Source organism: Mycobacterium sp. 1165178.9, from assembly GCF_001673555.1.
GTDB lineage: Bacteria > Actinomycetota > Actinomycetes > Mycobacteriales > Mycobacteriaceae > Mycobacterium.
In genome coordinates, this window is the sequence record NZ_LZMB01000405.1 from 1 (window position 1) to 22,942 (window position 22,942).

Consider the following 22,942-nt stretch of genomic DNA (forward strand, 5'->3'; position numbering starts at 1 on the left):
ATGACCGACGACATCACCGATCCCGCCCACGGGGACCCGAATAATGCCGGCACACCGGCAGACTCCACCACGGTGTCGCGCCGGCGCGCGCTCGGCGGCGCCATGCTGGCCGGGCTCGGCGGTGCCGCCATCGGCGCCGTAGGCGGGGGCTTCGCCGGTCATGCCATGGCGGCGGCCCAGCGCGGCGACGACGATGACACCATCGATCTGCGCCGCAGCTACGCCTTCTACGGCCAGCCCCACCAGGGCGGAATCGAAACGCCCCCACAGCGTTACGCCATGTTCATGTCGTTCTCGGTGGCCGGCGCCGCGGGCCGCACCGAGCTACAGACACTGTTGGCACGCTGGTCGGCCGGCGCCGCGATCCTGCAGCAGGGGAAGCCGGTCGGGACGGTACAGCCACAGGTTGAGGTGCAGCCTCCCGCCGACACCGGTGAGGCCTATGGGCTGAGCCCCGCGAGTCTCACCGTCACCATCGGGCTGGGCCCGTCGCTGTTCGGCGATCGGTTCGGGCTGGCCGCCCGGCGCCCCGCCGCGTTCACCGACCTGCCACCGCTGAATGGGGACAACCTCGATCCACGCCTGCGCGGCGGTGACCTGTCCGTACAGGCGTGCGCCGACGATCCCCAGGTCTGTTACCACGCGGTGCGCAACCTGGCCCGGCTGGGCCGTAACATCGTCTCGCCGTACTGGGCAGTGTTGGGTTTCGGTCGGGCTTCCGCAGGCCCGGGCCAGCACACGCCACGAAACCTTTTGGGATTCAAGGACGGTACCCGCAATGTCATCACCAATGAGGAGTACGAGAAATTCGTCTGGATCGACAACAGCGATCAGTCGTGGATGAACGGCGGGACGTATCAGGTCGTTCGCAAGATCCGGATGTTGATGGAGACGTGGGATGTCGATCGGATCGGCAATCAGCAGAGGATCTTCGGGCGCACCAAAGAGGAGGGGGCGCCGCTGAGTGGCAAGCACGAATTCGATGCACCGGACTTCGCTGCCAAAGGCGCCGACGGCAACCCGCTCATCGATCCGATGTCTCACGTCGGCCTTGCCGCCCGGGAAAACAATGACGGCATCATGATTCGGCGACGCTCGTACAACTACACCGACGGCCTGGACGCCAACGGCCAGCTCAACGCCGGTCTGCTTTTCGTCTCGTATCAAAAAGATCCGCAAGTTTTTATTCGCCTGCAGAACCGCCTGGGTGCTCACGACCTGCTCAACGAGTACATCCGCCACATCGGATCAGCAATCTTCGCGGTACCGCCGGCGCCCGCCGAAGGCCACTACATCGGGCAAAAGTTGTTCAGCTGAGGAAACCTTGCCGACAGGCGGGCGGGGGAGACCTCTGGCCCCAGCGGCTGAGGACTAAAGCCTCACGATTTGACACACCTCCTCGGATAGCGTCGTTCACGATGGAGGGAGAACCTATGTCCGCACCCGTCAAAGAACTCGGCATCGTCGTTGCGGTCGACGGCTCACCGGCGTCAACTGTCGCCGCGGGCTGGGCGGCCCGGGAAGCGGCGATGAGGAACATTCCGCTGACCGTCGCGCACGCGGTGGCGACTCCCACCGCGACATTCCCGCCGGTTCCGTACCCCGAGTCCCTCGTCACGAGCCTGGAAGACGAAGGCAACAAGGCGATCATGCACGCGACGAAAGTCGCCGAAGAGGCGATGCCGGCGGACCGCGCGGTGCCAATCGGCAGAAAACTGGTGTACTCGGCTGCCGTTCCGGCGTTGCTGAAGATGTCCGATGCGGCCGAGATGATCGTCATGGGCAGCTCGGGCCGCGGCTTACTGGCACGTGGTCTGCTGGGGTCGGTGAGCTCGACGGTGGTGCGGCACGCGAATTGTCCGGTCGCGGTCGTGCGGGACGAGGAGCTGCCGGATCCGCACAACGCTCCCGTCCTGCTGGGCACCGACGGCTCACCCGCCTCCGAACTCGCCACAGCAATTGCGTTTGACGAGGCGTCTCGTCGCGGTGTCGACCTGGTGGCCTTCCACGCATGGAGCGACGCCGCGGTGGTCGATGTCTTCGAAATCAATTGGCCGGCGGTCGAAGACGAAGCCGAACGCAGCCTCGCCGAGAGCCTGGCAGGCTGGCAAGAACGCTATCCTGACGTCACAGTTCATCGACGCATTGCCCAAGACCGGGCGGCGCGACACCTCATCGATCAGTCACGGACCGCGCAGCTTGTGGTCGTCGGCAGTCACGGTCGGGGCGGTCTGAGCAGGATGGTGCTGGGCTCGGTCAGCAACGCGGTCCTGCACTCGGTCCGGATACCGGTTATCGTCGCTCGACCGCAATCCGCGTAACGCGCTCACCGCTCACGCAGTACTCCGGTTGTCCAGGCGCATAGCGCCGCGACGTCGCGTCCGGCCCGGGCGACGGTCCGGTCGGGGCGCACCACAGCGGCGTTGGCGCGTCCCCGGCGCAACCACGTCGCCAAGGCATCGCCGGGTTGGGGGATCAGGACCACGACACCGCGGCGCCGTAGGGATGCTTCGTCGGTGGCCGTCGGGCGAACCGTCGTGATCAGTGCGAAGCCAGTGCCGAGCAGATCATCGAGGCGTCGACCATCACGCAGCGCTGAATTCGGGCAGAGCCGCCCGCCGAGCCGGCGCGGCGGTCGCGAATGGCCCACGAGCGCAGAGGAATGCAGTGCCGGCGTGGCGGAGTCGACGATCCTGCGGCGCAAACCGGGTAGGAAGCGCAGCCGCGGCAGCACCAATCTGCGTGCCGCATCGCCCGCGCGGCCGCCGCCGGTCATCGCCCATCCGACACCTAGCGCCAGCCGGATCATCTGTCGGGTATGCGGCGCCCGTTCCTGTTCGTAGCTGTCCAGTACACCCTTCGCCATGGCCCCGCGATGGACCGCGGCTATCTTCCACGCCAAATTGGCCGCGTCCCGAATCCCTGCCCCCATGCCCTGGCCGATGAACGGGGGAGTGAGGTGTGCCGCGTCGCCGAGAATGAACACCCTGCCGCGTCGCCATCGGTCGGCGATCTGAGCGCGGAAGGTGTACTCGGCGACGCGCAGCAGAGTCAGCTCGCTGTCGGTGACCGTTTCCACCCAGGGCGCGATCAACGGTCGCAATGCGGACAACGTGCCGAAGTCCTCGGCGGTTTCGCCGGCCAACAGCTGGAATTCCCATCGATAGCGGGCTTCGCCGATGCGCATGTAGGTGCCGGCACGCGCCGGGTCGCAGACCTGGTGGACGCCGTCCCACTGGCTCAAGTCGGCATCGGTGGCCACGTCGACGACCAGCCAGCGTTGCTGAAAGCTGAAGTCCCGCATCGCGGAACCGATGTGGGCGCGCACCATGCTGTTGGCGCCGTCGCATCCCAGCACATAGTCAGCGTCTATGTGGTGGACGTGGCCGTCGGAACGGTCGGTGAACGTGACGCGGATGCTTTCCGCGCCGTCGGTGATCCCGGTGACCTCGGCGTTGCAGCGTAATTGTGCCGTGGGGTAGCGCTTGAGGTTGGAGCGCAGCAGCGTCTCCAGTTCCGGCTGGTCAAACATGTTGGCCTGCGGAAAGCCGTTCGCGTCGCGCGCCTGGCCTCGGTCGAACTGGGCAAGGACATCGAAATCCGCGCTTAGCAATCGCAGACCCAGCGTGGGCCTGGAGATCGACGCGAACTCATCGCCGATGCCCATGCGGGCGATGATGCGGTAGATCTCGTCGTCGAGGTGCACGGCGCGTGGCTGCGGGTACACGGCGGACCAACGGTCGAGCACCAGGCAATCCACGTCGTATTGCGCCAGTAGGGTCGCGGCGGTGATGCCGGTCGGCCCGGCGCCGACTATGACAACGGAACAGCGTGGAACACCATCGTGATTCATGCGAATCGTATTGTGGCGCGCTGTGTTCCGAGATCGATGGCGCCGTCATCGGTGCCGATCGATGCCTCGACGATGTCGCCGTCTTGCAGGTAGTTGGTGTTGTCGGCCTGGCGCGAGAAGAAGACTTTCCATTTCAGGGTGGGGGGCAACAGGTTTCCGATGATCTGCAGCGGCTTCGGCGGAGCGCTCAACGCGGTGCCGGCCGGGGTTCCGGTGAGCACCAAATCGCCGGGTGCGAGTTCCTGGAACTGGGTGAGTGACTGCAGCGCCTGCAGCGGACGATAGAGCATGTCGGGATCGACCAGCGCGTTCTGGCGCTCGTCGCCGTTGACGCTCAACCGCAATCGCAGATCGCCGAACCGCTTGAGTTCGTCCGCGCTGAGCAACACCAGTTCCGGGCCGACCGGGGTGAACGTCGGATAGGACTTGGCCTCGTAGAACTGGGTTTGTGGAAGCTGGACGTCGCGCGCCGAGACGTCGTTGGTAACGACCAGCCCGGCGATGAGGTCGCCGAGGTTTGCTTCGGAGATACTGGTGCCGACCGGGATCGTGCTCCCGATGACCAGCCCGATCTCCACCTCGTAGTCGAGGAGTTTGACGTGTGGCGGTTTGACGATGTCGTCGAATGGGCCGTTGATCGACGCCGACGCCTTGCGGAAGAAGGTCAGTGGCACCGACGACGGGTCCATGCCGGCGTCTTTGACGTGCGATTCGAAGTTGGTCATCTGGGCTATCACCCGGCACGGTCTGGTCACCGGTGAGACGAATCGCAAACCGTCCAGCCCCACGGTGTCGGTGTTGTCGGCGGCCGCTTCAATGGCGGCACGGTCGGCCAGCAGCCCCGCGGTGCTGGTGGCGGCAGTGTCGATCTTCGCGGCGCCCCGCGCGGTTTTGAGCCACCAGGCGTCGGCGGTGTGCAGGACGGAAACGGTCATAAGGTAGGCACTTTCAGTATTCCGGCTAGGCGGCCAATATCGAATTCGTTATGTCCGCGCAGGGCGGTAGCGATCGAAAAGACTTCATGGCGGGCAGATTTGAGGTCGGTGCCGAGGAAGTCCCTGCTCGCCGGCGGTCCCCATTGGGCCAATCCGGATGCGGTGAACGGCGCCCATCCCGGTTCGAGCGTGTTGTCGAATAGGTCGCCGTCGGCGAAGTGCTCGAACAAGTACCCGTCGGGATCGCGCCAGTAGTCGAAGATCTGGCTGCCCTGAATGTGTCTGCCGATTCCCCAGGAGCGGAAATAGCCACGCTCGCGCAGGTATTCGCCGCCGGCGGCCAGGGCGTCGAGGTCACTGACCTGATACGCCGAGTGGACGTAGCGGTTGGCCGGACCGAGTGCGAGCGCTAGCGTGTGGTGGTCGGCCGGGGTAGGGCCGCGATCGCAACGGATGAAACTCATCGCCGGTCCTCGGTCGCGCTGGCCGGGAAAGTACAAGAAGTCGCTGACGATCATCCCCAGGTTGTCCAGGTACCAGTTCAGCGTCTCGACGTACTTAGTCGACTGCATTACCAGATGTCCGAGCCGCTGCACACGCGCGGGCGCGCGCCGGGGACGCTGGGTTTCGTTGATGCGCCGCGGTTCGGCTCCGAAATTGAGCGGAAGCGGTTGCTGCCCCGGAAGTTCCGGTAGTTCGGTCATACCGGCGACAACGCGTACCGACATGCGACTGGGGTCGACCAGCTCGACCGAGAGGCGGCCGAGGCCGTCGGGCAGCGGGCGGGCCGGGGCTCCATGGGCATCGGCCAACCTCAGCACGTCCGCCTCGTCGCACGCCCGGAACGCCGCACCGGCGAATCGTCGCCTCGCCCCGCGACGCAGGATAAGGCACGGTCCGCCGGGCAAGGTGCCACGCAACTGCACTTCATGCGGGCCGTTCCGGGCCGTATGAAATCCGAAGGCCCGCGCGAACGCCTCGGCGCGCGTCAGGTCCGGTCGCTCAAACTCCAGCCAGGCGATGTCGACGACCTTGATCACCGGATTGCGCGATCGGCCGGGGTGCTCGCCGGGTAGCGCACCGTGCGGACCGTGCCCGTCCCGCTGGGCGCTCTTAATCATGTTCATCGGCCATCTCCGTCGCTAACTGACGAAATCGTCACATACGGGTCAACGTTCAGTCAAGCTTTCTGACGGAATCCTCATAACTGATGCATACTGCTGAAGATGAGCGCGATGCCCGATGATCAGACGCCCAACCGCTTGGCGCGGCGCAAACAGCGCACCCGAGCGGCACTGGTTGGAGCCGCGCAGCGGCTTATCGCCGAGGGCAAGGTCAACGTGCCGGTACTGGAGATCACTCGAGCCGCCGACGTCGGAATGGGTTCTTTCTACAACCACTTCGACAGCAAGGAGCAGCTGTTCGAAGCGGCCGTCGCCGACGTACTCGACACCTACGGGGCGATGCTGGACCGGCTCACCGAATCGATCGAGGACCCGGCGGAGACATTCGCCACCAGTTTTCGGCTCACCGGCCGGCTCTTCCGTCGTCGCCCGCAGGAGAGCCAAATTCTGCTGGCGAACGGGTTTGCGTTGTTGTCGTCGCACAGCGGCCTGGCGCCACGCGCCCTGCGCGACATCGAGGCCGGTGTCGAGGCCGGTAGGTTCACGGTGGAAGATCCCGAACTTGCCCTCGCCATGGCCGGGGGCGCGCTGCTGGGGCTGGGTAACCTCTTGCGAGATCATCCGGACCGCGACGATGCGCACGCCGCCGACGCGGTCACCGAGAGCGTTCTGCGGTTGTTTGGGCTCGGCGCCGCTGAGGCGCGCGCAATATGTCGACGTCCCTTGCCCGACAACACCTTTGACGAAGCTTAGCGGTTGCGACGGACGCCCGATCAGTTTGTGACTCAAGGCATGTCGATTGGCCTCGCTACTTATGGATGTCCAGACCGGCTAGCGTCGCGACGGCGTCGACCGAGAATGCGACATTCCTTCCAACGGCGCCATCATCACCGGTCGCCCCGGGAGTGGTCCACCGCACGTGTGCGGTCCCAGTGACGTGCAAAGTGGCGCCGGTATCGAAATCAAGGAACAGCAAGGCGGCCTTGTCATCGACCGCCAGGTTGCCATAGCTGTTGAACATGTTGTTCCCGGGGAAATCCGGCCACCACAGCCGGTCGGGTGAGTCGACTCGGACAAAACCGGGTGGGCCTCCGCGGTGTGATGCATCGCTACCGCGTGTGGGATGGCTTGTGCCCAGGAAGAACGTGTCGGACGTTGCGATCATCGCTTGATCGGAGGGCCCCAGAAGCGTTGCGCGTTCGGGGCGTTTCGAAGGAGGGGCAGTAAGACTAGCCACGTCGATCGCGCGGCGGTGAATGTACTTGGGGCAATTGCCGTAGGACTGGTCGACGCGGACGGTCATGCTCCCGTGGTCAGCACCGACAAGTTCGCCGTTTATCCGTAGCCTGCGACGGGTGGCGAAGTCGATGGCGATCAGCCCGACCTGCTGACCGACCGGGATCTCATGCAGGGGATCGCCGTCACGGGGAGAGGCCGACACATGCAAGACACCTTCTTGACCGCGGAGGAAACCCGGTGGCGCGGCCAACGGCGACACCCAGAGGACGCCGTTGTGGTCGCGGCCGGTCAGCGCGGCGAACCGCTGTGACGCGAGAAAGCGTGCGGCGCCTTGAGACAGACCCGACGAGTCAAGCATGCTCTCGAGTCGCCCAGCCTCGGCTTCAACACCCGCTCGGCGCTGCATCGCGAGTTCTCCGTCGTGAAAACCCGTCGCGGCCATATCCGTCGTAACAACGTCACCGACGCAATGCTTCCTCGCGGTACGACGAGACCGCGGCTGTTAACGCCGTCGTTCCCAGACCTCCGGGACGATGCGTGCAAGCGGCCTGCTCCTATCGGCCCCGCAACGCCCCCTGCGCTTGCGGTGTGGAGCGGGTCGCGGGGCGAAACGCCGCCAGCAGCGCTCCGGCGGCGAAGATCGCCGCGGTCGGCCACGGGAAACGCCCGTCGGGAGCGAAGCCCTCGGCGGCGATCAGGGACAGGGCATAGGCCGCCATCGCGGCGCCGGTCAGCATTGCCGGTTCCGCCCAGCGCTGGGTGAGCGGGACACCGAGCAGGGGCAGGGGAGCCGCGAAAAATCTTCGCGCCCAGAACAGCAGCACCAACTCGACCGCGGTCACGGCGCTGAGGACGACCACCCATTCCAGCCGGGCCAACCACCAATCCGCGCTCCCTTCGGGCGGCTGCGGCAACAGCCCGGCCGGATAGCCGACGATCGCCACGATCACGACGGGAATCATGTGCCACAGGTACAGAGCCATGACGTTGTCGTTGGCAATGGACAGCGCGCGCTCGACGCGCATGGCGCGCAGCGCACGGTTGAGCGCGGGAGTGGCCGCCATCGCAATTCCGGTTTGGGCGCACCCGAATGCCAACAACGCCACGGTCGGTGGTGTCGTGTTGTCGATGGTCTGCCCGGGAACTCCGATCATGCTGACCGGATAGATTCTCAGCCAAACCAGCAGCGCCAGCGCCACCCCAGAAATGCCGGCCAATAGCCAGGGCCTGCGGCCGGCCAATGACCCGCCGTGCCAAGCGATCCCGAGTTGATACAGGGTGCCCCACCCCAGCAGATAATTCACCCAGTTGAGGTAGGGCACGTGGCCTGCGAGCCGGGCGACATCCACCACCGCGACGAGCAACGCGAGAACACCCGGCACCAAGAGTCCCCAACGCCGTTGCGCGGCAATCGCAATCGGCGTCAGTGACGCGACCACCAGATACACGGCCAGGAACCACAGGTGCATCGCGACCGCCCAGCCGGCGTACTCGAGGATCGAGCCGGCCACACCGCTGGCAGCCAGGACCACCACAACCACCGACACCACTGCGACGTATACCGCCGTCGGACCAAGGACTCGCGCCAAGCGGCGCTGCACCCAGTTCCGGCGTGAAACTCCCTCGATGTCATGCCGATGCGTCCACGACACTGCGCCCCCGTAGCCGGCAACCAGGAAGAACGCTGGAACAGCCTGGAAGGGCCAGGTGAGCCACTGGGTCCAGGGCATGTCGACGAGCGGGTTCTGCCGGCCGAACTGGCCGTCGTGGTAGGTAACCGATCCGGCCAGCCAGTGTCCCAGCACGATCAGCACCACGCCCGATACGCGGTAGTAATCGACCGCCAGATTGCGCTCCGGGTGGTTTGCGCGGTCCATTAGATCGGGGGAAGCTCGACGCGGCACACAGCGCCACGGTACCGTCCAGCACTCAGCGGGGTCTCGCGCAACCGTAGGACAGGAGACATCCCATGAAACTGGCTCAACTCGGGAAGCTGCAGGTCGGTCGCCTCGGGCTTGGTGCGATGGGGATGTCGGTGGCCTACGCCGGTGCGGGCACTGACGATGCGGAATCGATCCGCACCGTTCATCGCGCCATCGACCTGGGTGTCACGCTGATCGACACCGCCGAGGTTTACGGACCGTACGTCAACGAGGAACTTCTGGGCCGTGCCCTACTGGGCCGACGCGATCAAGTAGTCCTGGCAACCAAATTCGGCCTGATCTCGCACACCGGCCGCGACGGTCTCGACAGCAGCCCCGCCAACATCCGCGTCGCCGTGGACGGTTCGCTGCAACGGTTGGCGACCGATCACATCGATCTGTACTACCAGCACCGCCTCGACCGCCAGACCCCGATCGAAGACACGATCGGTGCGCTGGCCGAGCTGGTCGGCGCCGGGAAAATCCGGCACATCGGTTTGTCCGAAGTCGGCGTGGACACCATTCGTCGCGCCCACGTCGTGCACCCCATCACGGCCGTCCAATCCGAGTACTCACTCTGGACGCGCGATCAAGAGGACGAGATCTTGCCGGTACTACGCAAATTGGGGATCGGGTTTGTCGCCTACTCGCCATTGGGCCGTGGCTTCCTCACCGGCACGGTCCGCTCCACACAGGAGCTGCCCGACACCGACTACCGCAAGACGAACCCACGGTTTTTCGACGACAACTTCCAGCACAACCTTCGGTGCGCGGACGGGGTCCGCGACATCAGCGCGGACGTCGGTGCCACACCGGCTCAAGTCGCCCTGGCCTGGTTGCTGGCGAAAGGTCCTGACATCGTGCCCATTCCGGGAACCAAACGTGTGACCCGCCTGGAAGAAAACGTCGGTGCCGACACGGTACAACTGACGGCCGACCAATTGGCCAGACTCGATAGCCTCACCCCGCCCGTGGGAGGGCATCACGCCGACGCGCAGATGGCCTGGATCGATCGCTAGTGGCCGGTGCTGGTTCGCGCTAGTCGAGGCTGGCCAAAGCCGCTGTGCCATATTTCTTTTCGATCAGCGACCACGGGTCGGCATAGGGACCGCGTCCCTCGAGTCGGCGCTGAACGAAAAAAACGGCGCGCAGCGCCGGTCGTAGCAGTGGCGCAAGCAGCCGCAGCACGATGCGCACGCGGCCCTGCGATTCGGCGATCCACTCGAGCGTCTGGTCCCAGTCGTGCTCTTGGAAGTCCAGCAGCGCCTGCGCCTCGGTGGTGTCGTACCAGCCGGTAAAACTCCAGCCGCGGTCGTCGGCCGGGTCGCCGGGCAGGCCCGCCGACGGGCCCAGCGGCCCCAGACCGGCGGCGCTCATTAGGTCGTCCTGCAGGCCGTGCTGCAGCAGCACATACGTTTCGTTGCCGCCGATGAGCACGACTTTGCCGGAGATCGATGCCTCCCGATCGACGCCGTTGGCGAACGCGAGCGCCACATCACGCGCATCCACCGCGTGTATGCGATTGTCGCTGGGCATCGAACGCATCAGGATGAGGTAGTCGCCGTTGATGCTGGCCTGAGTGTCCGGCGAGATGACCCCCGCGAGGCGGAAGAGCGCATAGGGCAAGCCGCTGCCGCGGATCGCGGCCTCGGCGAGCACTTTGTCCTGGCCGTATTGATCGATGGGACTCACCGGAGTGTCGGGGGTGATCCGCTCGGGCTGACGGTAGGGGTTGCGCGATCCGTATACCGCGGCGCTGGAGGCCATGAGGAACAGTGGCGGGCGGGGGAGTGCCGAGCAGGCCGTCAACAGATTCTCCGTGCCCCCGACATTGACGCGCCGGGCCAGTCCGGGGTTGCGGTAGGAAGGCGGGGACACGATGGCGGCCAGGTGGACGATGGCCCCGGGCTTATGCGCGGTGATGAGCTCGTTCACCGCCTCGGCATCCAACAGATCGGTGTACGCGGCGATCAACGTCCCCGGGTGCCGGGCGCCGGCAAGTTCTTTTTCGGCGGCGACGGTGTTGTCGTTGCGCAGATCCATCGCGATGACGGTTCGTCCCCGTTCCAGCAGGATCTGCGTGCAGCGCTTACCGACTTGTCCGAATGCGCCGGTAACCAACACGGTGTCGACGGTCATGTCCGCGTCACCGATCCATCAGCCGGCCGGCGATCTTGCCGATCGCCGTGCGGACTCGCGCAGAGACGTAGACCGAGAAGAACGGCGTCACGATGTCCTCGCGGAGTCGAGTTAGCTTGGAACTCTTGATAAGCCACTTGCCGTCGACGCTCTCGTAGGTCTCGTGGTAGTGGCCGTAGCCGACCAGGGTGACGCCGGGACCGAATCGCACAACGTCTTGCAGCGCCCATATCCCGCGCGCGGTCGTCGCGGAGGTGAGCTCGATTTCGGGTGTGTGTACCTGGTGGGCGGTGGGCTGCGTCGGGCGGCCCAGGGCGCGGCGGGTGAACGCCACGAAGTCGTCGGCGCCGGCGATCACCTTGCCGCCGGCTTCCGACGTGTCACTGACGAAGTCGTCGGTAAAGATCGCCCGCCAGGCCGCCCAGTCCTTGGTGTCCAGGTAGCGGCAGTAGCGGGCCTTGAGCTGCTTGATTGATTCGATCGCCGGCAGCGTCTGGTCGATCAGGCCTTCCGGTGTCATTGCGGCTCGATTCTTTCCGTAAGCGTCCTCGCGTGACGTTTCACTGGCGAAGTGTAAACCCCTCAACCTTTGAAGTAGACGACCTGATGTGTGGTGGCCAGCAGCCCGCCGTGGGCCGTCCACACTTTCGCGCTCTGGTCGAAATAGCCGCGAGAGAAGCGGTTGGCGTGGGCGGTGGCCAGCACGAAGTCGCCCGCAACGGCCTCGAGTTGAGGCTGATCGGCGTGAAAATAGGTGGTCAACGAGATGGTTCCGGACGGGATGAAGCCGCCACGACGCAGAAACACCCGCGGATAGAAGATGTCACACAGCGCCGCGAGCGCCGGATAGTCAACGGGGCGTCCCGCGCCGTCACGGACCCACAGCGTGGAAGTCGACGACGGGCTCGGATCCCCGCCTTTACCGGGCATCGCGCCTTCGACGTAGCGCATGTCGTAGAGCCTGGTCCATCGAACAAGGCCCGGGTCGACCGCGGGCACGTCCTCGGGGGCCGGCGCGCTGGGCGGGCGGCTTTCCGTGTCGGCCCAACTCTCGCGCCGAACCGCGAAGATCGCGGTCGCCGTCGTCTTGACCACACCGTCCTGGCTGAGCTCGACAATCCAGTGCTGGTTGGTGCGGTTGGTGCGCGCCGCGCGCAGGGTGACGTCGAAGTCGCCGTCGGCGATGGGGGCGGCGTAGTTGACGGTCAGGGCCAGCGGGTCGCCGATGCGCTCGGGGTGTGCTTCGACGGCCCGCAGCATGACGGCGGCGGTGATCCCACCGAACGGGCCGACCATGTTGGCCCACTCGGGGTGGGTGCGGCCGCGGCTGACGCCCGCGCCGAGCGCGTCGAGCTCGAGGGCCTCATCGAGGGGATGGGCGTCGGTCATGTGGGTTCCTTAATCGCCGGAGCGTGAAGCGTGCGGTCGGGCCGCGCATTCGTCGCAGGCCCGGCACGAGTCGACCGCAGATTACTTGCGGGCGGCCTCGCTGCCGAACACGGGGCCTTGGCGTGTGGGCCGCGGCGAGCACCGAGCTTGATGTACGGTCCTGCGAGCGACAACCTCACCGAAAGCGAGGCCCGATGGCGAACAACGACGCCGCAGCCAAGTCACCCGCCGAACTGATCGACGCCAGGATCAAGGACTTGGGGGATTGGCGCGGTGAGATGCTCTCTCGCATCAGGCAACTGATCAAGAAAGCCGATCCCGAGGTGGTCGAAGAGTGGAAGTGGCGGGGCGTTCCAACGTGGTATCACGACGGGATGATCTGCACCGGCGAGACGTACAAGAACGTCGTGAAGATGACCTTCGCCAGGGGCGCGTCCCTGCAGGATCCCGCGGGCATGTTCAACTCCAGCCTGGACGGAAACACCAGGCGCGCGATTGACTTCCACGAGGGCGACGACATCGATGAGAAGGCGCTGACGGCACTCATTCGCGCCGCGGTGAAGTTGAACGGCTCTTAAGGCGTCGACCTGTACACCCGCAAGGCGGTGCTGTACAGTCGCCCAGCACAGGGTCGACGCTCGAACGAGAGGCCATCCGGTGACTTCCGAGTCGGTCGAGGAATTTCGGAGCCGGGCCAGGGCCTGGCTGGCCGCGACCATGCCGCGACTCGATCCGGCCAAGGCGGCGCTGCTGGAGCGCGATGAGCTGCCGTCGTGGCACCGGGCTCGAGAACTGCAAAAGCTGCTGTGGGAAGGCGGATTCGCCGGAATCTGTTTTCCGCGCGAGTACGGCGGGCTGGGGCTGAGCTACGAATACAAGAAGGTGTTCGACGTCGAGTCTCAGGGGTACGAGACTCCGCTGCTACTCAACGTTCCATCGTTCGCCATCTGCTGCGCAACCATTCTCGACATGGGCAGCGAAGAGCAGAAGCGCACGCACATTGCGGCCGCGCTGCGCGGCGACGAGGTGCTGGTGCAGCTGCTGTCCGAGCCCAACGGGGGATCCGACCTGGCGGGCGTCATCACCCGCGCCGAGCGCCGGGACGGACGGTGGATCATCAACGGCGCCAAGACCTGGAGCACATGGGCGTTCGCCGCCGACTACGGTCTGTGCCTGGCCCGGACCAACTGGGACGTCCCCAAACACGATGGGCTGACCATGTTCCTGGTGCCGCTGCACCATCGCGGCGTCACCATCAACCGGATCCAGCAGGTCAACGGCTCCATCGAATTCTGCGAAGAATTCTTCGATGACGTCGATGTGGGCGACGACGCCGTGGTCGGTGAACCGGGCAAGGGGTGGGACGTCGCATCCCGGCAGCTGTACCACGAGCGGCGCACGATGGGCGACGGCTCGGAATACACCAGCGGGCCGGGAATCGCTGAGGCCCACGATGTCTCGGTGGATCTGATGTCACTGCTCGAAAAGACGGACCGGGCTGGAGACCAACGGCTCCGGGAAATGGTCGGCCGGGCGTTGGCGCACCGGGCCGTCCACGGCCAACTCAGTGAGCACGTCTTCCATGCCGTGGCCAGCGGATCCCTGCCGCCGGCAGCGGGATCGATCATCCGCCTGTATATGGCCGAGGTTCACGACGTCGAGACCGATACCGCGCTGGCGGTTGCGGGTTCGGCGGCCGTGGTTGGCGACGAGGGCGGACTGGTCGACATCGGGACGCGCTATCTCGGTCGTCAGACCGCCAGCATCGGCGGCGGCACCACCGAGATGGCTCGCAATGTGATCGGCGAGCGGGTGCTGAACTTCCCGCGCGAACGCGCCGACGACCGGGGCGTGCCGTTCAACCAGGTGCGGCGCGGCAAAGGCTAAGGAGGCGAACGGAATTGAGCGGTCAACTTCGTGACATCCGAGAGTTGATGGGTGATTCCGAGGCCTATCGCGACGAACTGTACCGGCGTTGGACGGGCCTGCTGAGCTACCGCTACATCGGCCGCAAGCACTCGTCGATGGATCTGGGAGAGACCGACGATACCGTCACGATCCGCCGCGACATGCGCAACGAAGCGGGCGGAATCATGGTGGCGCCGTTGGCCATTTCCTCCCCGGAGGGCTGTCAGACCGACATGGTCGCCGTGCCCAATCCGGTTATCGCGTCGGTGCAGATCGTCGATCCAGGCTACGACGTCAACAGGATCGAGATCGTCGGGTCGGGCATCGTGCACCAGGGCCGCACCATGGGCTACGGGCGCTGCACCATCGTCGACGCCGACAACCCGAGCCGGGTCATCGCCTTCAACGAGGGTCAGGGCGCGATCATCGGCATCCCGCCGGAAGGCCTTGATCGCATGGATGTTTCGGGCACCGAGCTGGTGATCGAGGACTCTCCCGACCTGCCCCCGTTGTGGCAGGCCTTCGGTGCCAGCCGCCGGGGCGACGGCCACTGGATACTGCCCGAGTTGAGCACCGAACTCGCGTCCCCGGATGCCGCGCTGCACATCGGACCCCAGCACGTCGTCCTCGAGACCGCGGCGATCGACCTCGCCGCCGAGGTCGCCGGGACCAAAAAGCTGCAGGTCGTCAGCTGGCACGTCATGTTCATGTCGCGGGGCAAAGTGGGGCCCTTCCGTGTCGAGGGCTCCGCGCACCCGGGCGGACCCGGACGCGTCGGCGTGCGCATGCTGCTGCACGATGAGGGCAACGCCGACAAGGCGGTCACCTCCGCCGCGGCGGTCCTCGACATCGTCAACTGATCCGGCCGCGCCGGGCGGTCATTTGTTCAGCGGCCTAGTGACGTACGGGACTAGTCAGTCGTCGCCGGGCCCGTACAGGCTCAAGGTGTGCGGGGAAGGAGTATCGATGATCGAGGTGCTGCCACACATGCCGGACGGCGTTACCGGAATCCGGGTGTCGGGCCGGCTGCGAGGTGACGAACTGCGCGAGATCAGGCCCGTGCTAGAGGAGACGCTGAAGAACGGTGAGGTCAGGATCGTGGAGGTCATCGCGCCCGATTACGAGGGCTTCGGGCCCGGCGGCTTCGTTGAGGATCTCAAGCTGGGCTTGGGCACCGTCTTGGCGCATCATTCGGCTTTCAAGCGAATCGCGGTCGTGTCGGACAAGGAATGGGTCGCCCACACCATCCACGCGAGCGCGTGGATGGTCCCGGGCGAGATCGCGGTCTTCGGACTCGGCGAGCTGGACCGCGCCAAGGCCTGGGCGGCGGCCGGCTGAGGACTAGGACCTCAACGCAGCGTCATTGCGGCTCGGGCAAGGCGATGAAAGCCCTTGGCGGCATAGTAATTTGGCGAATTTGTCATGGTTGCTCACGTGGAGCTCGGTGAGCGACGCCGTCGCGCACTCGGCTCGGATGCTCGCGATCGTCGGCTGGCCGTAGAGTTGACCGACGACAACGCGGAAGGCGACGCAAAGGAGCGTGGTGGTCATGCAGGTCAGTATGTTCGGGCAACTCAGCGGATCGGGCAGTGAATCGCCGATCGACGCGACGATCGCCAACCTTGCGATGCTTCGCGATGAAGGCTTCAAACGGGTCTGGATGAGCCAACTGCCTTACGAGCCAGACCTTCTCATGATCCTGGCCATCGCGTTGCACGAGGTCGACACGATCGAGGTGGCCAGCGGTGTGGTGCCCATCCAAAACCAGCATCCGATGCAGATGGCTCAGCGTGCCCTCACACTGAGCCTCGCCTCGGGCGGCCGGTTCACGCTCGGGCTCGGTATGACCCACCAGGCGGTCACCGAAGGGATGTGGGGCATCCCATGGGACAAGCCGGTGCGAAGGCTGAACGAATATCTCGACGGGTTGCTGCCCCTGTTGGCAGGTGAACGCGCCGACGCGGTAGGGCAGACGGTGACCACCCGGGGCGCACTGATGGTCTCGGGGGCGCCGCGGCCCGACGTCTACATCGCCGCGCTGGGTCCCCAGATGCTCAAGCTCGCCGGGCGGCGCACCTCGGGCACCTGCACATGGATGACCGGACCCAAAACGCTGGCCGATCACGTCGCGCCGACGCTGCGGCAGGCAGCCGCCGACGCCGGACGCGAGGACGGGGTGCGCGTCGCCGCGTCGTTGCCCGTCAGCGTCACCGATGACGTCGACGGCGCCCGCAAGCAGGCGGCAGAACAGTTCGCCATTTACGGCCAACTGCCGTCGTACCGCGCGATGCTCGACCGCGAGGGCTACGCGGGGCCGCAGGACGCCGCCATCATCGGCGACGAGGACACTGTCCGCGGTCGGCTCGACGAACTGCGAGCCGCAGGCGTCGACGAGTACGTCGCCGCCGCATTCGATCCATCACCGGAGGGCCGGGCACGCACGCGGGCGCTGCTGCGGACATACGACTCCTGACCCCGGTGTGGCCCAGCCCGGCACCCTTTGGGCTATGGCCATACATAGCCACCGGTACGTATGGTGCATAGACGAACCCACCCGAGGAGGAGAAGCGCAGTGGCAGAACGGTTGGCGGGGAAGGTCGCCCTCATCAGTGGTGGTGCCCGCGGGATGGGCGCATCGCACGTGCAGTCGCTGGTCGCCGAGGGAGCCAAGGTGGTCTTCGGTGACATCCTCGACGATGAGGGCAAGGCGGTGGCGGCGGAGGTCGGTGACGCGGTCCGGTACCTGCACCTCGACGTGACCAAGCCCGAGGATTGGGATGCGGCAGTGGCGACCACGCTGGGTGAGTTCGGCCGCATCGACGTGCTGGTCAACAATGCCGGCATCATCAACATCGGCACTTTGGAGGATTACGCGCTCTCGGAGTGGCAGCGAATCCTCGACATCAATTTGACCGGCGTGTTTCTCGGTATCCGCGCCGTGGTCAAACCCATGAAGGAAGCGGGCCGGGGATCGATCATCAACATTTCCTCGATCGAAGGCATGGCCGGCACCATTGCCTGCCATGGTTACACCGCGACCAAATTCGCCGTGCGGGGGCTGACCAAGTCGGCCGCGCTCGAACTGGGCCCGAGCGGAATTCGGGTCAACTCAATCCATCCCGGGCTCATCAAGACCCCGATGACCGACTGGGTTCCCGACGACCTCTTCCAGACGGCGCTGGGCCGCGCGGCCCAACCGGTCGAGGTCTCCAACCTCGTGGTGTATCTGGCCAGCGACGAGTCCAGCTACTCCACCGGCTCGGAGTTCGTCGTCGACGGCGGCACCACCGCCGGCCTCGGGCACAAGGACTTCTCCAACGTCGAGACCGACGCGCAGCCGGACTGGGTTACGTAGCGGCGGTTACCGATTCGGGTTGCTTGGCCGGCTGGGGCCACGGCGACGGAATCGGGCGCTGACGGACCCGTTGCGGCCACCAGAACCACTTGCCCAGCAGCGCGGCAATCGCGGGGGTCATCAGCGACCGCACGATCAGGGTGTCGAACAGCAGACCCAGTCCGATCGTGGTGCCGACCTGGCCGATGACCGTCAGCTCGCTCACCGCCATCGTCATCATCGTGAAGGCGAACACCAGGCCCGCGGACGTCACCACCGAACCGGTGCCGCCCATTGACCGGATGATGCCGGTGTTCAGGCCGGCGTGGATCTCCTCCTTGAACCGCGCCACCAGCAGCAGGTTGTAGTCGGCGCCGACCGCCAGCAGGATGATGACCGACATCGCAAGCACCATCCAGTGCAGCTCGATGCCGATCAGGTGCTGCCAGATCAGCACCGAAAGCCCGAAGGATGCACCCAGCGAAAGCAAGACGGTCCCCACGATCACCGCCGATGCCACCACACCTCGCGTGATGATCAGCATGATGATGAAAATCAGGCACAGTGAGGCGATCCCCGCAATCAACAGGTCATAGGTATTGCCGTCGCTGAGGTCTTTGTAGATGGACGCGGTACCCGCGAGATAGATCTTCGAGCCCTCCAGCGGCGTGCCCTTCAATGCTTCGTAGGCCGCCTTCTTGATCAGGGGAATGTGCGAAATGCCTTCCTGCGACATCGGATCGCCGTCATGGCTGATGATGAAGCGCACGGCATGCCCGTCCGGGGAGATGAAGTTCTTCATGCCCTTCTTGAACTCGGCATTGTTGAACGTCTCCGGCGGCAGGTAAAACGAGTCGTCGTTCTTTGAAGCGTCGAACGCCTTGCCCATGGCGTTGGAGTTCTTCTGGGCCTCGTTCTGCTGATCCTGCAGACCCTTCTGGGTCGAATACATGGTCAGCATCGTGGTTTTCATCGCCTTCATGTTTTCGATCATGGAAGGCATCAGCGCCACCATCTGGGGCATCAGCGTGTCGAGGTGATCCATGATCGGCAAGAGGCTCTCGATGTCATCGGTCATCGTGTCGATACCGTCCAGGCCGTCGAAGACCGAGCGAAGCGACCAGCACACCGGAATGTCGTAGCAGTGCTTTTCCCAGTACAGGTAGCTGCGGATCGGGCGGAAGAAGTCCTCGAAATCCGCCATGTGGTCGCGCAATTCGTTGATGTCGATGGTCATGTCGTGCATCTTCTTGACCATCTGATGCATGTCATTGGTCATTTGCGCCGTAATGCTCTGCATCTTTTGCATGCTGTCGATGGTCGTCTGCATCATGTCGGCCTGGTGCAGCATGTCGGCCATCTGATCTTCCTGGTACTTCTGGTTCATCTGCTGGGTCACGCCCTGCATGCTGATCTGGAACGGGATCGAGGTGTGCTCGATCGGCGTGCCCTGCGGGCGGGTAATGGCTTGCACGCGGCCAATTCCCGGCACCCGGAAGACGGTCTTGGCGATTTTGTCGATCACCAAGAAGTCCGCCGAGTTCCGCAGGTCGTGATCGCTTTCGATCATCAACACTTCCGGATTCATTCGCGCCTGCGAGAAGTGCCGGTCGGCGGCCGCGTAACCCTCGTTCGCGGGCAGGTCGGCGGGCAGGTAGTTGCGGTCGTTGTAGTTGGTCCGGTAGCCCGGCAGGGTCAGCAAGCCCACCAGCGCGACCCCGATCGTCAACACCAGGATCGGGCCGGGCCAGCGGACGACCAGGGCGCCGATCTTGCGCCACCCGCGAATCCGTTGAGTGCGTTTGGGTTCGAGGGTCTTGCCGAAACGCGTGGCCACCGCGATGACGGCCGCACCGAGCGTCAACGCCGCTGCGACCACGACCACCATGCCGATGGCCAGCGGAATACCCAGCGTCTGGAAATACGGCAGGTTGGTGAAGTGCAGGCAGAAGGTCGCGCCGGCGATGGTCATGCCGGACCCAAGCACCACGTGTGCGGTGCCCTTGTACATGGTGTAATACGCCTCTTCGCGGGTCTCGCCGAGAGCGCGGGCTTCCTGATACCGGCCGATCAAGAAGATCGCGTAGTCGGTGGCGGCCGCGATTCCCAATGTGACCAACAGGTTCGTGGCGAAGGTCGAAAGCCCGATGAGCTTGAAGTAGCCGAGGAAAGCCACCATGCCGCGTGCGGCCGATAGTTCGAGCACCACCATCACCAGCGTCAGCAGCACGGTGATGACCGAGCGATACACCAACAGCAGCATGCCGATGATCACGGTGAAGGTGGCCAAAGTGATGAGCTGCAGGCTGCGGTCGCCGGCCTCGTTCTGGTCCGCCGACAACGCCGCGGGGCCGGTGACGTAGGCCTTGACCCCCTTGGGGGGCTGCACGCTCTTCACAATGTTCTGGACGGATTCCACCGACTCGTTGGCCAGCGCCTCGCCCTGGTTACCGGCGAGGTAGACCTGGACGTAGGCGGCCTTGCCGTCGTTGCTCTGCGCGCCGGCCCCGGTCAATGGATCGCTCCACATATCCTGAACGTGCTCAACGTGTTTGGTGTCGGCGTCGAGCTTCTTGACCATCTGGTCGTAGTAGGCATGCGCATCGGCGCCGAGGGGATTCTGACCCTCAAGGACGATCATCACCGAGCTGTTCGACTTGTACTCGTTGAAAATCGCACCCATGCGCTTGGTCGCGACCACCGATTGCGCGTCGTCGGGTGCCATCGACACCGAACGCATCTTGCCGACCTCGTCCAGCTGGGGGACGACGACGTTGAGCACCGCGATGATCGCAATCCAGGCCAAGATGATCGGCACGGCCAACGTGCGGATGATGCGGGGGATCTTGTCGTGCACAGGCACTTTGACGACGGGGATGGCGTCGGTGCGGGTGTCGTCGATTGTTGTGCTCATGCGGATTTCACCAAGCAGAAGGTCAGGGCGTGCACGCCTTGGGTCATGTTCTCGGCCTTGACTTCGTCATCGATGGTGATGCGACAGCCCAGCGAAGTCCCGTCGCTCTGCGCCGAAAGATTCGGGAAGACCGACGGGGCGGTGGTGCTGAGGACCAGCGTCCACGGCAGCGGCGCTCCGTCGATCCGTCTCGGGTCGGCGGACAAGTCCAGGTAGTTCACGTTGGCCTGGCTGGCCGAGCCGAAGACCTCGTACTTGACGACTTTGGGCTTGAACGGCTTTGAATCGTCGAGCCGCGGGCTGCTCATGATGCCGGTGTCGTGGGCGCCGAAAAAAGATTTGACCCTGACGACCGCAAAGCCGCCGACCGCCACGACCGCCACGATCAGCAGCGGCAACCAGGCGTTGCGCACAAGTCTCGAAATCTGCACCTAGGTGGTCCCTTCCCCATCACGCGGTCGTGACGCGGATCAGCGTTTGCGCGACCGGAAGTCGTGGACGGATGAGTGTCCACAAGTCGCATTGCTCAGTCGATTGCTACGGTTCGCGCGCGCTGGGTCGTCAAACGCGGTGAATGCTGCCCACCCGCACCGGCCGACGTCCCCGGCATCGACACCCGGGTCGCCTTGTTGCTGAAGCCTCCCCGGGTACCGCCACCAGCGCATAGTACATGATGTGCATATCTTGCAGTGTATGCAACATTTGCTACTGGTGTTTCAGGTCACTTTGTGAAGATGCTGTTCACCAGCGCGGCGGCCCGCTCAACATAGGGCATCGGCGTGTCGGCGGTTTCATTTGCCTCGCCGCTGGCCCACTTCTCGATGCCGGACCGCACCGCCGTCAGCGCCAGCGCAGAGATCAGTGCCGCCATTTCGTCGTCCGGCTTCATCGCCTGGCGGCGCACGATGATGTCGGTCAATTGCTTTTGAAACCGCTCCAAGTCGGCGAGGAATGCCGCCAACACGGCGGGGGAGGTCTTCGCCAGTTCCAACATGTGGGCGGCGTGCTCGCGTTGCGGGGGTACGTCGCGGAGGTGGTGGGCGGCCAGGGTGATCAGCTCGGCCAGCACTACCGAGTAGGGTGCGGGCCCGGCGGCGACGAAATCGGCTACCAGCTCAGGGGGTATGTCCGACGGGCCGTAGGCGAGGGCGGACTCTTTGTTGGGGAAGTAGTTGAAGAACGTTCGCGTGGCGATTCCGGCTTCGGCGCAGATCTCGTCGACCGTGACCTTGTCGAATCCGCGTTCCAGCGTGAGGCGCACCGCGGCGTCGCGGATGTCGGCGCTCGTCTGGCGGCGACGGCGCTCCCGTAGCCCTACTGGATTGGCCATACCCATATAGTTGCACGTTGTGCACACTTTGCAGTCAAAAGGTGCCGCTTTGGAGGGCGACGGCGGTGCGCGTTGTGTTCTTCAGCAAATGCGGCCGATAGAACTCGGGTGGACATCGCGATGTGCATGTTGCGACGATGCCATGTGTAAGACCCCAGTGTGCAACGTGATTCGATTACCGGGGGCGAAAGTGCGCTGATCGGTTGCGGTCATCCGCTGGCCGCAAGCGCGCACCGCAAATAGTCGCATTGACTTTCGAAGAACCGGCTCGAGATCGGCGCCTTATCGGCGATCTGATCGAACGCATGGAACGCGCCCGGAACGATTTCCTCGTGCACCGGCACGCCCGCCTCATGCAGGCGTCGTGCGTACTCCAGGCTCTCCTGGTAGAAGAGGTCGAGCGTTCCGACCCCAATCCAGGCGGGCGGCAGGCCCGACAGATCTTTTCGGCGAGCCGGTGCGGCCTCTTCGGGATCGGCCCCGTTGAGGTACCACTGCCAGGCGAGTTGATTGTCGGATTCGGTCCACATGATGCGCCTGGGGCCGTCGCGCTGCGCGCCGGTGCGATCGTCGAGCATCGGATAGACCAGCATTTGGAAGGTTATTCCGACGTCGTTGCGGTCGTGCGCTCGCTGCGCGACCGCGGCCGCGAAATGCCCACCGGCACTGGCCCCGCCAATGGCGACTCGATCCGGGTCAACCCACGGCTGGCGGGCCAGCCACAGCAGAGCCGCGTAACAATCTTCGACCGGTATCGGGTAGGGATGTTCGGGAGCCAACCGGTGTTCTACCGCGGCAATCGCGAATCCGGTGCGGCCGGACAACTTCCGCAGGTACTTGTCGTCCTGGGCCGCG

22 protein-coding genes are annotated in these 22,942 nt (G+C 64.9%); 10 read left to right on the top strand and 12 right to left on the bottom strand.

Annotation, left to right across the window (positions count from 1 at the left end; genetic code table 11):
- Together efeB and A5652_RS17710 are read left to right on the top strand one after the other, a co-directional pair.
- The coding region (gene efeB / locus A5652_RS17705; protein ID WP_067354171.1) for an iron uptake transporter deferrochelatase/peroxidase subunit at nucleotides 1-1,317 on the top strand (1,317 nt) is incomplete at its 5' end.
- A gap of 116 nt (nucleotides 1,318-1,433) precedes the next feature.
- Complete coding sequence (locus A5652_RS17710) at nucleotides 1,434-2,321, top strand: universal stress protein (RefSeq protein WP_067354175.1); 888 nt, start codon at nucleotides 1,434-1,436, stop codon at nucleotides 2,319-2,321.
- 5 nt (nucleotides 2,322-2,326) lie between these two features.
- Here A5652_RS17710 and A5652_RS17715 read toward each other — a convergent pair whose 3' ends face one another.
- Genes A5652_RS17715 through A5652_RS17725 form a run of 3 tightly spaced genes read right to left on the bottom strand, consistent with a single transcriptional unit; the run spans nucleotide 2,327 to nucleotide 5,915 of the window.
- Nucleotides 2,327-3,853 carry a bifunctional 3-(3-hydroxy-phenyl)propionate/3-hydroxycinnamic acid hydroxylase gene (locus tag A5652_RS17715; protein WP_067354178.1) on the bottom strand — a complete coding sequence of 509 codons (1,527 nt, stop codon included), beginning with the start codon at nucleotides 3,851-3,853 and terminating at the stop codon, nucleotides 2,327-2,329.
- Nucleotides 3,850-4,788: a fumarylacetoacetate hydrolase family protein gene (locus A5652_RS17720; RefSeq protein WP_067354182.1), complete on the bottom strand. Its 939-nt coding sequence runs from the start codon at nucleotides 4,786-4,788 to the stop codon at nucleotides 3,850-3,852. Before A5652_RS17720 ends, A5652_RS17715 begins: the two co-directional genes overlap by 4 nt.
- Nucleotides 4,785-5,915 (bottom strand): VOC family protein, encoded by a 1,131-nt coding sequence (locus tag A5652_RS17725; RefSeq protein ID WP_067354186.1) that lies wholly within the window; start codon nucleotides 5,913-5,915, stop codon nucleotides 4,785-4,787. Before A5652_RS17725 ends, A5652_RS17720 begins: the two co-directional genes overlap by 4 nt.
- Before the next feature lie 99 nt (nucleotides 5,916-6,014).
- Here A5652_RS17725 and A5652_RS17730 point away from each other — a divergent pair, with 99 nt between their 5' ends.
- Entirely contained in the window at nucleotides 6,015-6,665 is a 651-nt protein-coding gene (locus A5652_RS17730) for a TetR/AcrR family transcriptional regulator (protein WP_067354189.1), read from the top strand.
- Between the two features lie 55 nt (nucleotides 6,666-6,720).
- On the opposite strand, the gene A5652_RS17735 is transcribed toward A5652_RS17730, so the two are convergent.
- Together A5652_RS17735 and A5652_RS17740 are read right to left on the bottom strand one after the other, a co-directional pair.
- Nucleotides 6,721-7,593 (bottom strand): pyridoxamine 5'-phosphate oxidase family protein, encoded by an 873-nt coding sequence (locus tag A5652_RS17735; RefSeq protein ID WP_067354193.1) that lies wholly within the window; start codon nucleotides 7,591-7,593, stop codon nucleotides 6,721-6,723.
- A 112-nt stretch (nucleotides 7,594-7,705) separates the two neighbouring features.
- On the bottom strand, nucleotides 7,706-9,028 hold the full coding sequence (locus A5652_RS17740; RefSeq protein ID WP_067354196.1) for an acyltransferase: 1,323 nt from the start codon (nucleotides 9,026-9,028) through the stop codon (nucleotides 7,706-7,708).
- A gap of 92 nt (nucleotides 9,029-9,120) precedes the next feature.
- Here A5652_RS17740 and A5652_RS17745 point away from each other — a divergent pair, with 92 nt between their 5' ends.
- Nucleotides 9,121-10,092, top strand: a complete 972-nt coding sequence (locus A5652_RS17745) for an aldo/keto reductase (RefSeq protein WP_067354200.1) — start codon at nucleotides 9,121-9,123, stop codon at nucleotides 10,090-10,092.
- A gap of 19 nt (nucleotides 10,093-10,111) precedes the next feature.
- Here A5652_RS17745 and A5652_RS17750 read toward each other — a convergent pair whose 3' ends face one another.
- The 3 genes from A5652_RS17750 to A5652_RS17760 all read right to left on the bottom strand — a co-directional run bounded on the left by A5652_RS17750 (nucleotide 10,112) and on the right by A5652_RS17760 (nucleotide 12,601).
- Entirely contained in the window at nucleotides 10,112-11,212 is a 1,101-nt protein-coding gene (locus tag A5652_RS17750) for an NAD(P)-dependent oxidoreductase (RefSeq protein WP_067354203.1), read from the bottom strand.
- A 7-nt stretch (nucleotides 11,213-11,219) separates the two neighbouring features.
- Nucleotides 11,220-11,732 carry a nuclear transport factor 2 family protein gene (locus A5652_RS17755; protein ID WP_067354206.1) on the bottom strand — a complete coding sequence of 171 codons (513 nt, stop codon included), beginning with the start codon at nucleotides 11,730-11,732 and terminating at the stop codon, nucleotides 11,220-11,222.
- A 62-nt stretch (nucleotides 11,733-11,794) separates the two neighbouring features.
- Nucleotides 11,795-12,601: an acyl-CoA thioesterase II gene (locus tag A5652_RS17760; RefSeq protein WP_067354210.1), complete on the bottom strand. Its 807-nt coding sequence runs from the start codon at nucleotides 12,599-12,601 to the stop codon at nucleotides 11,795-11,797.
- Between the two features lie 194 nt (nucleotides 12,602-12,795).
- On the opposite strand from A5652_RS17760, the gene A5652_RS17765 reads away from it, so the two are divergent.
- The 6 genes from A5652_RS17765 (at nucleotide 12,796) to A5652_RS17790 (ending at nucleotide 17,864) form a co-directional block, all read left to right on the top strand.
- Entirely contained in the window at nucleotides 12,796-13,179 is a 384-nt protein-coding gene (locus A5652_RS17765) for a DUF1801 domain-containing protein (RefSeq protein WP_067354213.1), read from the top strand.
- Between the two features lie 79 nt (nucleotides 13,180-13,258).
- Nucleotides 13,259-14,488, top strand: a complete 1,230-nt coding sequence (locus tag A5652_RS17770; protein WP_067354216.1) for an acyl-CoA dehydrogenase family protein — start codon at nucleotides 13,259-13,261, stop codon at nucleotides 14,486-14,488.
- A gap of 14 nt (nucleotides 14,489-14,502) precedes the next feature.
- Nucleotides 14,503-15,369, top strand: coding sequence for a hypothetical protein (locus A5652_RS17775; RefSeq protein ID WP_067354219.1), 867 nt, complete (start codon nucleotides 14,503-14,505; stop codon nucleotides 15,367-15,369).
- 106 nt (nucleotides 15,370-15,475) lie between these two features.
- Nucleotides 15,476-15,847 (top strand): STAS/SEC14 domain-containing protein, encoded by a 372-nt coding sequence (locus A5652_RS17780; RefSeq protein WP_067354222.1) that lies wholly within the window; start codon nucleotides 15,476-15,478, stop codon nucleotides 15,845-15,847.
- A gap of 211 nt (nucleotides 15,848-16,058) precedes the next feature.
- Nucleotides 16,059-16,982, top strand: coding sequence for a TIGR03564 family F420-dependent LLM class oxidoreductase (locus A5652_RS17785; protein WP_067354241.1), 924 nt, complete (start codon nucleotides 16,059-16,061; stop codon nucleotides 16,980-16,982).
- Between the two features lie 99 nt (nucleotides 16,983-17,081).
- On the top strand, nucleotides 17,082-17,864 hold the full coding sequence (locus tag A5652_RS17790; protein WP_067354224.1) for an SDR family oxidoreductase: 783 nt from the start codon (nucleotides 17,082-17,084) through the stop codon (nucleotides 17,862-17,864).
- Here A5652_RS17790 and A5652_RS17795 read toward each other — a convergent pair.
- From A5652_RS17795 to A5652_RS17810, 4 genes are all read right to left on the bottom strand, one after another.
- Complete coding sequence (locus A5652_RS17795; protein ID WP_067354228.1) at nucleotides 17,857-20,757, bottom strand: RND family transporter; 2,901 nt, start codon at nucleotides 20,755-20,757, stop codon at nucleotides 17,857-17,859. The two genes, A5652_RS17790 and A5652_RS17795, sit on opposite strands and share 8 nt — an antisense overlap.
- Nucleotides 20,754-21,188, bottom strand: coding sequence for an MmpS family transport accessory protein (locus tag A5652_RS17800; RefSeq protein WP_304441778.1), 435 nt, complete (start codon nucleotides 21,186-21,188; stop codon nucleotides 20,754-20,756). The genes A5652_RS17795 and A5652_RS17800 overlap by 4 nt, the downstream gene beginning before the upstream one ends.
- 290 nt (nucleotides 21,189-21,478) lie before the next feature.
- A complete protein-coding gene (locus tag A5652_RS17805; RefSeq protein WP_067354234.1) occupies nucleotides 21,479-22,087 on the bottom strand; it encodes a TetR family transcriptional regulator in 609 nt (202 codons plus the stop codon).
- Between the two features lie 209 nt (nucleotides 22,088-22,296).
- Nucleotides 22,297-22,942, bottom strand: a 646-nt coding sequence (locus tag A5652_RS17810) for an alpha/beta hydrolase (RefSeq protein WP_067354238.1), incomplete at its 5' end; no start/stop codon positions are given.